We start from the raw sequence: 14422 nt of genomic DNA on the forward strand, positions 1-14422 counted from the left end.
TAAAGAACCTGCCTTTGTAGTGCTCACACAGATTGTCTGATGAAAAGTAAATAGCAAGGCGTCTTGCCGAAGCAGACTTCAGTGTCCCCTTCGTCTAGAGGCCCAGGACACCGCCCTTTCACGGCGGTAACAGGGGTTCGAATCCCCTAGGGGACGCCACTTGCTGGTTTGTGAGTGAAAGTCGCCGACCCCCGTATCTCAAAACTGACTCAGTGAGTCATGTTTGAGATATTTGCTCTTTAAAAATCTGGATCAAGCTGAAAATTGAAACGACACACCTTAATGGTGTGTTCGAGTCTCTCAAATTTTCGCAATTTGATGATGAATCGAAAGAAACATCTTCGGGTTGTGAGGTTAAGCGACTAAGCGTACACGGTGGATGCCCTGGCAGTCAGAGGCGATGAAGGACGTGCTAATCTGCGATAAGCGCCGGCGAGGTGATATGAACCTTTGACCCGGCGATTTCCGAATGGGGAAACCCAGTGTGTTCCGACACACTATCGTTAAGTGAATACATAGCTTAACGAAGCGAACCGGGGGAACTGAAACATCTAAGTACCCCGAGGAAAAGAAATCAACCGAGATTCCCCCAGTAGCGGCGAGCGAACGGGGAGCAGCCCAGAGTCTGAATCAGCTTGTGTGTTAGTGGAACGGTCTGGAAAGTCCGGCGATACAGGGTGATAGCCCCGTACACGAAAGCACACAGGTTGTGAACTCGAAGAGTAGGGCGGGACACGTGGTATCCTGTCTGAATATGGGGGGACCATCCTCCAAGGCTAAATACTCCTGACTGACCGATAGTGAACCAGTACCGTGAGGGAAAGGCGAAAAGAACCCCGGCGAGGGGAGTGAAAAAGAACCTGAAACCGTGTACGTACAAGCAGTGGGAGCACCTTCGTGGTGTGACTGCGTACCTTTTGTATAATGGGTCAGCGACTTATATTCTGTAGCAAGGTTAACCGTATAGGGGAGCCGAAGGGAAACCGAGTCTTAACTGGGCGTTAAGTTGCAGGGTATAGACCCGAAACCCGGTGATCTAGCCATGGGCAGGTTGAAGGTTGGGTAACACTAACTGGAGGACCGAACCGACTAATGTTGAAAAATTAGCGGATGACTTGTGGCTGGGGGTGAAAGGCCAATCAAACCGGGAGATAGCTGGTTCTCCCCGAAAGCTATTTAGGTAGCGCCTCGTGAATTCATCTTCGGGGGTAGAGCACTGTTTCGGCTAGGGGGCCATCCCGGCTTACCAACCCGATGCAAACTACGAATACCGAAGAATGTTATCACGGGAGACACACGGCGGGTGCTAACGTCCGTCGTGAAGAGGGAAACAACCCAGACCGCCAGCTAAGGTCCCAAAGTCATGGTTAAGTGGGAAACGATGTGGGAAGGCACAGACAGCCAGGATGTTGGCTTAGAAGCAGCCATCATTTAAAGAAAGCGTAATAGCTCACTGGTCGAGTCGGCCTGCGCGGAAGATGTAACGGGGCTAAACCATGCACCGAAGCTGCGGCAGCGACGCTTATGCGTTGTTGGGTAGGGGAGCGTTCTGTAAGCCGTTGAAGGTGTCCTGTGAGGGGTGCTGGAGGTATCAGAAGTGCGAATGCTGACATAAGTAACGATAATGCGGGTGAAAAGCCCGCACGCCGGAAGACCAAGGGTTCCTGTCCAACGTTAATCGGGGCAGGGTGAGTCGACCCCTAAGGCGAGGCCGAAAGGCGTAGTCGATGGGAAACAGGTTAATATTCCTGTACTTGGTGTTACTGCGAAGGGGGGACGGAGAAGGCTATGTTAGCCGGGCGACGGTTGTCCCGGTTTAAGCATGTAGGCGGAGAGTTTAGGTAAATCCGGACTCTTTTTAACGCTGAGGTGTGATGACGAGGTACTACGGTACTGAAGTAACAAATGCCCTGCTTCCAGGAAAAGCCTCTAAGCATCAGGTAACATCAAATCGTACCCCAAACCGACACAGGTGGTCAGGTAGAGAATACCAAGGCGCTTGAGAGAACTCGGGTGAAGGAACTAGGCAAAATGGTGCCGTAACTTCGGGAGAAGGCACGCTGATGTGTAGGTGAAGCCCCTGCGGGTGGAGCTGAAATCAGTCGAAGATACCAGCTGGCTGCAACTGTTTATTAAAAACACAGCACTGTGCAAACACGAAAGTGGACGTATACGGTGTGACGCCTGCCCGGTGCCGGAAGGTTAATTGATGGGGTTAGCGGCAACGCGAAGCTCTTGATCGAAGCCCCGGTAAACGGCGGCCGTAACTATAACGGTCCTAAGGTAGCGAAATTCCTTGTCGGGTAAGTTCCGACCTGCACGAATGGCGTAATGATGGCCAGGCTGTCTCCACCCGAGACTCAGTGAAATTGAACTCGCTGTGAAGATGCAGTGTACCCGCGGCAAGACGGAAAGACCCCGTGAACCTTTACTATAGCTTGACACTGAACACTGGTCCTTGATGTGTAGGATAGGTGGGAGGCTTTGAAGCGTGGACGCCAGTCTGCGTGGAGCCGACCTTGAAATACCACCCTTTAATGGCTGGTGTTCTAACGTAGACCCGTAATCCGGGTTGCGGACAGTGTCTGGTGGGTAGTTTGACTGGGGCGGTCTCCTCCCAAAGAGTAACGGAGGAGCACGAAGGTTAGCTAATCCTGGTCGGACATCAGGAGGTTAGTGCAATGGCATAAGCTAGCTTGACTGCGAGAGTGACGGCTCGAGCAGGTGCGAAAGCAGGTCATAGTGATCCGGTGGTTCTGAATGGAAGGGCCATCGCTCAACGGATAAAAGGTACTCCGGGGATAACAGGCTGATACCGCCCAAGAGTTCATATCGACGGCGGTGTTTGGCACCTCGATGTCGGCTCATCACATCCTGGGGCTGAAGTAGGTCCCAAGGGTACGGCTGTTCGCCGTTTAAAGTGGTACGCGAGCTGGGTTTAGAACGTCGTGAGACAGTTCGGTCCCTATCTGCCGTGGGCGCTGGAGAATTGAGGGGGGCTGCTCCTAGTACGAGAGGACCGGAGTGGACGCATCACTGGTGTTCGGGTTGTCATGCCAATGGCATTGCCCGGTAGCTAAATGCGGAAAAGATAAGTGCTGAAAGCATCTAAGCACGAAACTTGCCCCGAGATGAGTTCTCCCTGACTCCCTGAGAGTCCTGAAGGAACGTTGAAGACTACGACGTTGATAGGTCGGGTGTGTAAGCGTAGCGATACGTTGAGCTAACCGATACTAATGAACCGTGAGGCTTAACCTTACAACGCCGAAGCTGTTTCGGCGGTTGAGAGACAGAATATTTTCAGCTTTGATACAGATTAACAGAATTTGCCTGGCGGCTTTAGCGCGGTGGTCCCACCTGACCCCATGCCGAACTCAGAAGTGAAACGCCGTAGCGCCGATGGTAGTGTGGGGTCTCCCCATGTGAGAGTAGGGAACTGCCAGGCATCAATTAGAAGAACCCCGTACCGAAAGGTGCGGGGTTTTTTGCTTTTGTGCGAAAAAAATGCCCGGTGGCGCTACGCTTACCGGAGCTGCAAAACCGTAGGCCGGGTAAGGCGAAGCCGCCACCCGGCAATGTCGACCGCACGATCCCTCCTTGAAACTTTCTCACCTTTCACTTGCAGGCTCGACATTCAGGCCATTTCTGCGTATCGTTAGCTATCTGGATGTCTAAACGTTTATACGTATGCTGTGAGGATATAAGGTTATGCCGATTCGGGTGCAGGACGAGCTACCAGCCGTCAATTTCTTACGTGAAGAAAATGTCTTCGTAATGACAGCTTCACGTGCAACAGGTCAGGAAATTCGCCCGCTGAAGGTGCTTATTCTCAATCTGATGCCGAAAAAGATCGAAACAGAGAATCAGTTCCTGCGTCTGCTGTCGAACTCGCCGCTTCAGGTGGATATCCAGCTGCTGCGTATCGATGCCCGTGAATCGCGCAACACCCCTTCTGAGCATCTGAACAACTTCTACTGTAACTTCGACGATATCCGCGACGAAAACTTCGATGGCTTGATCGTGACTGGCGCACCGCTGGGTCTGGTAGAGTTTAATGATGTTGCCTACTGGCCGCAGATCAAACAGGTGCTGGAGTGGGCAAAAGATCACGTCACCTCCACACTCTTTGTCTGTTGGGCGGTACAAGCCGCACTGAATATTCTGTATGGCATCCCCAAACAAACCCGCACTGAAAAGCTCTCTGGCGTATACGAACACCACATTCTTCATCCTCATGCGCTGCTGACGCGTGGTTTCGATGACTCCTTCCTCGCCCCGCATTCCCGCTATGCCGATTTCCCGGCGCAGCTGATCCGTGATTACACCGATCTCGAGATCCTGGCGGAAACGGAAGACGGAGATGCCTACCTGTTTGCCAGCAAAGACAAGCGTATCGCGTTTGTGACCGGGCATCCTGAGTACGATCCAAACACACTCGCGGCGGAGTTTTTCCGTGATGTTGAAGCCGGTTTGAGCCCGGAAGTTCCTTATAACTATTTCCCAAAAGACGACCCACAAAACAAACCACGGGCCACCTGGCGCAGCCATGGAAATCTGCTCTTCACCAACTGGCTCAACTATTACGTCTATCAAATCACGCCATACGATCTGCGCCACATGAATCCGACGCTGGAGTAATCCACTGCTCCGGACGATCCTAAAGCGTTTCAGCTATTCAGATCAGGCACCTTCGGGTGCCTTTTTTATTTCCGAAATGCCACTCAACATTGTAAAAAACTTTAACTCAATATTAATCAATAAGTTGCATTCAATTAATAATTAAAATGGAAATTGTTTTTGATTTTGGAAAAATTATAGATAATCTTAATTCTGCTGAGCGAAAACCACACAACGATCTTTCGCTCGCATTGGGGGAGTGTTTTTGGATCTTTGATGAGGAGCAGAATGATGACTCAACAGGCAACCACGGCCGACGAACTGGCCTTTAACCAGCCACATGGCGAACAAGAGCAGCAAATCTTAACGCCAGAGGCTGTCGAATTCCTGACCGAACTGGTGACCCGCTTTACGCCAAAGCGCAATAAGCTGCTGGCGGCACGCATCCATCAACAGCAGGAAATTGACGATGGCAAGTTGCCTGGATTTATTTCGGAAACCGCTTCCATTCGTCGTAGTGACTGGACAATCCGCGGTATTCCTGAAGACTTACAGGATCGTCGCGTCGAGATCACCGGCCCGGTGGAGCGCAAAATGGTGATCAACGCCATGAACGCCAACGTTAAAGTCTTTATGGCCGATTTTGAAGACTCTCTGGCTCCGGATTGGCGCAAAGTCATCGATGGGCAAATCAACCTGCGTGATGCCGTGAACGGCACCATCAGCTATACCAACGAAGCCGGGAAAATCTACCAGCTCAAGCCGAACCCGGCAGTGCTGATTTGCCGTGTACGTGGTCTGCATCTGCCTGAAAAGCATGTCACCTGGCGCGGTGAAGCCATTCCTGGCAGCCTGTTCGATTTTGCCCTCTATTTCTTCCACAACTACAAAAGCTTGCTGGCTAAAGGCAGCGGCCCGTACTTCTACCTGCCAAAAACCCAGTCCTGGCAAGAAGCGGCCTGGTGGAGTGAAGTCTTTAGCTATGCAGAAGATCGTTTCAACCTGTCGCGGGGCACCATTAAAGCCACGCTGTTAATTGAAACGCTGCCGGCGGTATTCCAGATGAATGAAATCCTGCACGCTCTGCGTGACCACATTGTTGGCCTGAACTGCGGACGCTGGGATTACATCTTTAGCTACATCAAAACCCTGAAAAATCACGCTGACCGCGTGCTGCCGGATCGTCAGGTTGTCACCATGGACAAACCATTCCTCAGCGCCTATTCGCGTCTGCTGATTAAGACCTGCCACAAGCGCGGTGCGTTTGCGATGGGCGGTATGGCGGCATTTATTCCAAGCAAAGACACCGAGCGAAACAACCAGGTGCTCAACAAGGTGAAAGCCGACAAAGAGCTGGAAGCACGTAACGGCCATGACGGCACGTGGATTGCGCACCCGGGCCTTGCCGATACGGCGATGGACGTATTCAACCGCGTACTGGGCGACAACAAAAACCAGCTGTTTGTCACGCGCGAAGAGGATGCGCCAACCGCAGAAGAGCAGCTGCTGGCACCGTGTACGGGCGAACGCACTGAAGAAGGAATGCGCGCCAATATTCGTGTTGCCGTGCAGTACATCGAAGCGTGGATCTCCGGTAACGGCTGCGTGCCAATCTACGGTCTGATGGAAGATGCCGCCACGGCGGAGATCTCCCGTACCTCTATCTGGCAGTGGATCCATCACCAAAAAACGCTCAGTAACGGTAAGCCGGTAACCAAATCCTTGTTCCGTCAGATGCTGGCCGAAGAGATGCTGGTTATCCAGGACGAACTGGGCGAGCACCGCTTCAGCAGCGGGCGTTTTGACGACGCTGCGCGCCTGATGGAGCAAATCACCACATCAGATGACTTAATCGACTTCCTCACCCTGCCAGGCTACCGCCTGCTTGCGTAATCCACCACATAACAATATGGAGCATCTGCACATGAAAACACGTACCCAACAGATCGAAGAATTACAAAAAGAGTGGACACAGCCGCGCTGGGAAGGCATTCGTCGCCCGTACAGTGCCGAGGAAGTGGTGAAATTACGTGGCTCGGTCAACCCGGAGTGCACGCTGGCGCAGCTGGGTGCGGCCAAAATGTGGCGTCTGCTGCATGGCGGCTCGAAAAAAGGCTACATCAACAGCCTGGGAGCGCTGACGGGTGGTCAGGCGCTGCAACAGGCGAAGGCGGGTATTGAGGCGGTTTACCTGTCGGGCTGGCAGGTGGCGGCGGACGCCAACCTCGCCTCCAGCATGTATCCGGATCAATCGCTCTATCCGGCAAACTCTGTGCCGTCGGTAGTGGATCGGATCAACAACACCTTCCGTCGTGCGGATCAGATCCAGTGGTCTGCGGGCATTGAGCCAAACGATCCGCGTTTTGTGGATTACTTCCTGCCGATTGTCGCCGATGCAGAAGCTGGTTTCGGTGGCGTGCTGAATGCGTTTGAGCTGATGAAATCAATGATTGAGGCCGGTGCAGCGGCCGTACACTTCGAAGATCAGCTGGCATCGGTGAAGAAGTGCGGACATATGGGCGGTAAGGTATTGGTTCCGACTCAGGAAGCGATTCAGAAACTGGTTGCAGCGCGTCTGGCTGCGGATGTTCTGGGTGTTCCGACGCTGGTGATTGCCCGTACCGATGCCGACGCGGCTGACCTGATCACCTCTGACTGCGACCCGTATGATAGCGAGTTTATTACCGGTGAGCGTACTAGCGAAGGCTTCTACCGCACTCATGCTGGCATTGAACAGGCTATCAGCCGCGGTCTGGCCTATGCCCCGTATGCAGACCTGGTGTGGTGTGAAACCTCGACACCGGATCTGGCGCTGGCAAAACGCTTTGCCGACGCTATTCATGCGAAATATCCGGGCAAACTGCTGGCCTATAACTGTTCGCCATCCTTCAACTGGCAGAAGAATCTGGACGACAAAACGATCGCCAGCTTCCAGCAGCAGCTGTCTGATATGGGCTACAAATATCAGTTCATCACCCTGGCGGGTATCCACAGCATGTGGTTCAACATGTTCGACCTGGCCCACGCTTATGCGCAGGGTGAGGGTATGAAGCACTATGTTGAGAAAGTACAACAGCCAGAGTTCGAGGCCGGTAAAGAAGGTTATACCTTCGTTTCTCACCAGCAGGAGGTGGGAACAGGCTACTTCGATAAAGTCACCACCATCATTCAGGGGGGTGCCTCCTCCGTGACGGCCTTAACGGGATCGACGGAAGAAGCACAGTTCTGATGTTTTCCCCCTCTCCCCGCTGGGGAGAGGGTTGGGGTGAGGGGGAATAAGATGTCGCGTGGCCTGGAATTATTGATTGCACAAACCATCCTGCAAGGCTTTGACGCGCAGTATGGTCGTTTTCTGGAAGTGACGTCCGGCGCACAGCAACGTTTTGAACACGCCGACTGGCACGCCGTTCAGCAGGCCATGAAGCAGCGTATTCACCTTTACGACCACCATGTGGGTCTGGTGGTGGAACAGCTGCGCTGTATTACCGATGGCAAAAACCCTGATGCCGCATTTTTGCTACGCGTTAAAGAGCACTACACCCATTTATTACCCGATTACCCGCGCTTCGAAATTGCGGAGAGCTTTTTTAACTCTGTCTATTGCCGGTTATTTGACCACCGCTCGTTATCTCCCGAGCGGTTATTTATTTTCAGCTCCCAGCCTGAGCGCCGTTTTCGCACCATCCCGCGGCCGCTGGCGAAAGACTTCTTTCCCGATAACGGCTGGGAATCTCTGCTAAACCGTGTGTTAACCGATTTACCGCTGCGCTTGCCCTGGCAGAACAAAACCAGAGACATCGGTTTTATCATCGCGCATCTCAGTGAGACGTTTGGTGAAGAGGTGCTTACTCACAGCCATCTGCACGTTGCGAATGAGCTTTTTTACCGTAATAAGGCTGCCTGGCTGGTCGGCAAACTGATTATACCCACCGCTACCGTGCCGTTCCTGCTGCCCATTCACCGCAGCGATGAGGGCGAGCTGTTTGTTGATACCTGCCTGACAACCAGCGCCGAGGCCAGCATTGTTTTTGGTTTTGCCCGTTCTTATTTCATGGTGTACGCCCCGCTACCTGCGGCTCTGGTGGAGTGGCTGCGTGAGATCCTGCCGGGGAAAACCACCGCCGAGCTGTATATGGCGATTGGCTGTCAGAAGCACGCCAAAACCGAAAGCTACCGGGAATATCTGCACTACATCTCAACGGCTGATGAGCAGTTTATCGAAGCTCCCGGCATTCGCGGGATGGTGATGCTGGTGTTCACCCTGCCAGGTTTCGATCGGGTGTTTAAGGTTATCAAAGACAAGTTCGCGCCACAGAAAGAGATGACCGCCGCCCATGTCCGGGCCTGCTATCAGCTGGTGAAAGAACACGACCGCGTCGGGCGTATGGCGGATACCCAGGAGTTCGAAAATTTTGTGCTGGATAAGCAGCAGATTGACCCGGTGCTAATGGCGCTTTTGCTCCAGGAAGCTCCGGCAAAGATAACCGACCTGGGCGATAAAATTGTCATCAGCCACCTCTACATAGAGCGCCGCATGGTGCCGCTGAATATCTGGCTGGAGCAGTCGGAAGGGCAAGGATTACGGGATGCCATTGAAGAGTACGGCAATGCTATCCGCCAGCTTGCCGCCGCCAATATCTTCCCGGGCGACATGTTGTTTAAAAACTTCGGCGTCACCCGTCACGGGCGTGTGGTGTTCTACGATTACGATGAAATTTGCTATATGACCGAAGTGAATTTCCGCGATATACCGCCCCCACGCTACCCGGAAGACGAAATGTCCAGCGAGCCGTGGTATAGCGTCTCGCCGGGGGATGTTTTCCCGGAGGAGTTTCGTCACTGGCTATGTGCCGACCCGCGCATCGGGCCGTTATTTGAAGAGATGCACGACGACCTGTTCCACGCCAGCTACTGGCGCGGGCTGCAAACGCGGATTAAAAACGGGCACGTGGAAGATGTGTACGCCTACCGGCGTAAGCAGCGGTTTAGCATCAGATTTTCTCCCTCTCCCGCAGGGTGAGGTCATCATGTTTTCTCCCTCTCCCTGTGGGAGAGGGCCGGGGTGAGGGCATCTGGCCGCACTCAATTCTAACGGATCCCGCCGTACGCCAGCGTCACCTCTTTTGCCGCCTTAATCACCAGCGCACCCAGCTCGGTTACCCGGTCATCGGTCATGCGGGAGATTGGCCCGGAGATGGAAATGGCTGCAAACGGCTCGCGGTGCTCGTCAAAAATACAGGCCGCGAGGCAGCGCAGACCCAGCGCATGTTCCTCATCATCGAACGAATAGCCGCGCTTGCGGGTCAATGCCAAATCTTCTTTCAGATGCACTGGCGAAACCAATGTGGCGTGGGTATAGGCGTGTAGCCCTTTACGATGCAGCAACCCCGTCACCTGTTCCTCGCTAAGCTGCGAGAGAAACGCTTTGCCCGCCCCGGAGGCGTGCATTGGCAGCTTGCCGCCAATGGGAGCAGACATACGCATCAGCTGTGTACATTGCACCTGGTCGATGATGATCGCCTGATGGTCACTCTGGTCCAGAACGGCCAGGTTCACTGTTTCACCGGAATCTTCCATCAGCTTGCGCAGAATAGGGTGCACAATGGCCAGCAGGTTGCGGCTTTGCAGGAAGCTACTGCCGACGATAAACGCATGTGCGCCCACCGCCCAGTGCCCCAGCTCGCCCACCTGACGCACAAAGCCCAGCTGTTGCATGGTGGTGAGCAGACGGTGAGTGGTGGAGTTCGGCAGTCCGGCCTGTTGAGCCAGCTCCGTCAGGGCCACGCTGCTGTGCGACTCGGCTATCCATTCCAGCAGCTTCAGACCGCGAGTCAGCGATTGAACCTGTCCTCCCTGTGGTGCAGCGGTGGTGGCAGCAGGTTTTCTGCCGCGTTTAGCGGGAACGGTCGCGACCATGACGATCTCCTTTTTCTGTATCGTGGAAATCATTTTCGTTTTATTTGCTGTTTTTGCAACCGTTATCCTGACTGATCGGATGAGTGATGGTGAACATGTCTCATGTTACCGCTGTGTGACTTTTCCACTCTGTCAGATTATGCCAGTATGGACTGCTGGCCTTTTGGCCTGGTTGAGCGTTGTCGGGAGCAAGTGTGAGCAGCAAAGTAGAGCAACTGCGTGCGCAGTTAAATGAACGAATTCTGGTGCTGGACGGCGGCATGGGCACCATGATCCAGGGCTATCGTCTGAGTGAAGACGATTTCCGCGGCGAGCGTTTTGCCGACTGGCCATGTGACCTGAAAGGGAACAACGACCTGCTGGTGTTAAGCAAGCCGCAAGTGATTGCGGATATCCACAATGCCTATTTCGAAGCAGGCGCGGATATCGTTGAAACCAACACCTTTAACTCGACAACTATCGCCATGGCGGATTACCAGATGGAATCCCTGTCGGCGGAAATCAACTATGAAGCCGCGAAGCTGGCGCGCGCTTGTGCAGACGAATGGACGGCCCGCACGCCGGATAAACCGCGCTACGTTGCCGGGGTACTTGGCCCGACAAACCGCACGGCGTCGATTTCACCTGACGTGAACGACCCGGCGTTTCGTAACATTAGCTTCGACCAGCTGGTGGCCGCGTACCGCGAATCCACAAAAGCGCTGGTGGAAGGCGGTTCCGATCTGATCCTGATTGAAACGGTATTCGATACCCTCAATGCCAAAGCCGCGATTTTCGCGGTGAAAGAGGAATTCGAAGCACTGGGCGTTGACCTGCCGATCATGATTTCCGGCACCATTACCGACGCCTCCGGCCGTACGTTATCCGGCCAGACAACTGAAGCCTTTTATAACTCGTTACGCCATGCCGAAGCGCTCTCCTTCGGGCTGAACTGCGCCCTGGGGCCAGACGAACTGCGCCAGTACGTGCAGGAGCTCTCGCGTATCGCGGAATGCTACGTCACCGCCCACCCGAATGCCGGTCTGCCAAATGCCTTTGGTGAATACGATCTGGATGCCGACACCATGGCGGCGCAAATCCGCGAGTGGGCTGAATCGGGCTTCCTGAATATCGTGGGTGGTTGTTGCGGTACGACGCCAGAGCATATTGCCGCAATGAGCAATGCGGTGGCCGGGCTGCCGCCGCGTAAATTACCTGAGCTTCCCGTTGCCTGCCGTCTTGCCGGCCTTGAGCCGTTAACCATCGGCGACGATAGCCTGTTTGTGAACGTCGGTGAACGTACTAACGTCACCGGCTCCGCGAAATTCAAACGCCTGATCAAAGAAGAGAAGTACAGCGAAGCGCTGGACGTTGCCCGCCAGCAGGTGGAAAGCGGCGCACAGATTATCGATATCAACATGGATGAGGGGATGCTTGACGCCGAAGCGGCGATGGTGCGTTTCCTCAACCTGATCGCCGGTGAGCCAGACATCGCCCGCGTGCCGATTATGATTGACTCCTCAAAGTGGGAGGTCATCGAAAAAGGGCTGAAATGCATTCAGGGTAAAGGCATCGTTAACTCCATCTCGATGAAAGAGGGGATCGATATCTTTATCCACCACGCGAAGCTGGTACGCCGTTATGGCGCAGCTGTGGTGGTCATGGCATTTGATGAAGTCGGTCAGGCCGACACCCGCGAGCGCAAGATTCAGATTTGCCGTCGCGCGTATAAAATTCTGACCGAAGAGGTAGGTTTCCCACCGGAAGACATTATCTTCGACCCGAACATCTTCGCGGTGGCAACCGGGATTGAAGAACATAACAACTACGCCCAGGACTTTATCGGCGCGTGTGAAGACATCAAACGCGAGCTGCCACATGCGCTTATTTCTGGCGGTGTGTCGAACGTGTCGTTCTCATTCCGTGGTAACGACCCGGTGCGTGAGGCTATCCACGCCGTATTCCTTTACTACGCTATCCGTAACGGAATGGATATGGGGATCGTGAACGCTGGGCAACTGGCGATTTACGACGACCTGCCGGCAGAGCTGCGTGATGCGGTGGAAGACGTTATCCTCAACCGTCGTGACGATGCCACCGAGCGAATGCTGGATCTGGCAGAAAAATACCGTGGCAGTAAATCGGATGAAGCCGTCAACGTTCAGCAGGCTGAGTGGCGCTCCTGGGATGTGAAAAAACGGCTGGAATATTCGCTGGTTAAAGGTATCACCGAGTTTATCGAACTGGATACCGAAGAAGCGCGTCTTCAGTCCGCACGTCCGATTGAAGTGATCGAAGGGCCGCTGATGGACGGCATGAACGTGGTCGGTGACCTGTTCGGCGAGGGCAAAATGTTCCTGCCACAGGTGGTGAAATCCGCCCGCGTGATGAAGCAGGCGGTGGCCTACCTCGAGCCGTATATTGAAGCCAGCAAAGAGAAAGGCTCCAGTAACGGGAAAATGGTTATCGCCACCGTGAAAGGCGATGTTCACGACATCGGCAAGAATATCGTCGGCGTGGTGTTGCAGTGTAATAACTACGAAATTATCGATCTTGGCGTGATGGTGCCTGCGGATAAAATCCTCAAAACCGCACGTGAAGTGAATGCTGACCTGATTGGCCTTTCCGGGCTGATCACCCCGTCACTGGACGAGATGGTCAACGTGGCGAAAGAGATGGAGCGTCAGGGCTTTACCATTCCGCTGCTGATTGGCGGTGCGACCACCTCTAAAGCGCATACCGCAGTGAAAATCGAGCAGAATTACAGTGGCCCGACGGTCTACGTGCAAAACGCCTCGCGTACCGTGGGGGTCGTCTCTGCGTTGCTTTCAGCCACGCAGCACGATGACTTTGTGGCACGCACCCGCAAAGAGTACGAAACCGTCCGTATTCAGCATGCGCGTAAAAAACCACGTACGCCGCCAGTTACGCTACAGGCCGCGCGCGATAACGATCTGGCGTTTGACTGGTCCAGCTATACGCCGCCGGTTGCGCACCGTCTGGGCGTGCAGGATGTGACTGCCAGCATTGAAACGCTGCGTAACTACATCGACTGGACACCGTTCTTTATGACCTGGTCGCTGGCGGGGAAATATCCGCGCATCCTCGAAGACGACGTGGTCGGTGAAGAAGCACAGCGCCTGTTCAAAGACGCGAACGAGATGCTCGACACGCTGAGTGCAGAGAAAACCCTTAACCCGCGCGGCGTTGTCGGGTTGTTCCCGGCAAACCGCGTGGGCGATGACATCGAAATTTATCGCGACGAAACCCGTACCCACGTACTGACGGTGAGCCATCACCTGCGCCAGCAAACCGAGAAAGTGGGTTTCGCGAACTACTGTCTGGCCGATTTCGTGGCACCGAAGCTTTCCGGGAAAGCCGATTACATCGGCGCATTTGCCGTAACCGGTGGTCTGGAAGAAGATGCGCTGGCAGATGCATTCGAAGCGCAGCACGATGATTACAACAAAATCATGGTCAAAGCGATTGCCGACCGCCTGGCGGAGGCCTTCGCCGAGTACCTGCACGAACGCGTGCGTAAGGTGCACTGGGGTTATGCGGCGAACGAAAACCTCAGTAATGAGGAGCTGATCCGCGAAAACTACCAGGGCATTCGCCCGGCACCGGGCTACCCGGCCTGCCCGGAACACACCGAGAAGGGCACCATCTGGGAGCTGCTGGATGTGGAAACACACACAGGCATGAAGCTGACCGAATCCTTCGCCATGTGGCCCGGGGCGTCGGTTTCTGGCTGGTACTTCAGTCACCCGGACAGCAAGTACTTTGCTGTGGCACAGCTTCAGCGCGATCAGATAGAAGATTATGCGCAGCGTAAAGGGATGAGCGTTCCAGAAGTGGAGCGCTGGCTGGCGCCGAATTTAGGCTACGACGCGGACTAAGGTCACTTTTC

The 14422-nt window shown here is 54.2% G+C and carries 6 protein-coding genes, 1 tRNA gene and 2 rRNA genes; 8 read left to right on the top strand and 1 reads right to left on the bottom strand.

The window, feature by feature from the left end; genetic code table 11:
• The first annotated feature begins 83 nt into the window (after nt 1–83).
• The 7 genes from ACT9TW_RS06510 to aceK all read left to right on the top strand — a co-directional run bounded on the left by ACT9TW_RS06510 (nt 84) and on the right by aceK (nt 9637).
• Nucleotides 84–159, top strand: a tRNA-Glu gene (locus tag ACT9TW_RS06510).
• Nucleotides 160–352: 193 nt separating this feature from the next.
• Nucleotides 353–3258, top strand: a 23S ribosomal RNA gene (locus ACT9TW_RS06515).
• A 71-nt stretch (nt 3259–3329) separates the two neighbouring features.
• Nucleotides 3330–3445: ribosomal RNA gene (gene rrf / locus ACT9TW_RS06520) — 5S ribosomal RNA — on the top strand.
• Nucleotides 3446–3708: 263 nt separating this feature from the next.
• Nucleotides 3709–4638 (top strand): homoserine O-acetyltransferase MetA, encoded by a 930-nt coding sequence (gene metA / locus ACT9TW_RS06525; protein WP_014068469.1) that lies wholly within the window; start codon nt 3709–3711, stop codon nt 4636–4638.
• A 270-nt stretch (nt 4639–4908) separates the two neighbouring features.
• Entirely contained in the window at nt 4909–6510 is a 1602-nt protein-coding gene (aceB, locus tag ACT9TW_RS06530; protein ID WP_182063506.1) for a malate synthase A, read from the top strand.
• A gap of 31 nt (nt 6511–6541) precedes the next feature.
• A complete protein-coding gene (aceA, locus tag ACT9TW_RS06535) occupies nt 6542–7846 on the top strand; it encodes an isocitrate lyase (protein WP_168714508.1) in 1305 nt (434 codons plus the stop codon).
• A gap of 51 nt (nt 7847–7897) precedes the next feature.
• Entirely contained in the window at nt 7898–9637 is a 1740-nt protein-coding gene (gene aceK, locus ACT9TW_RS06540) for a bifunctional isocitrate dehydrogenase kinase/phosphatase (RefSeq protein WP_446491925.1), read from the top strand.
• 68 nt (nt 9638–9705) lie between these two features.
• Here the strand turns inward: aceK and iclR are convergent, their stop codons facing one another.
• On the bottom strand, nt 9706–10533 hold the full coding sequence (gene iclR / locus ACT9TW_RS06545) for a glyoxylate bypass operon transcriptional repressor IclR (protein ID WP_182063269.1): 828 nt from the start codon (nt 10531–10533) through the stop codon (nt 9706–9708).
• Between the two features lie 194 nt (nt 10534–10727).
• On the opposite strand from iclR, the gene metH reads away from it, so the two are divergent.
• Nucleotides 10728–14411 (top strand): methionine synthase, encoded by a 3684-nt coding sequence (metH, locus tag ACT9TW_RS06550; RefSeq protein WP_446491926.1) that lies wholly within the window; start codon nt 10728–10730, stop codon nt 14409–14411.
• The last annotated feature ends 11 nt before the right edge of the window (nt 14412–14422 follow it).

This window comes from Enterobacter sp. C4G1, assembly GCF_052886895.1.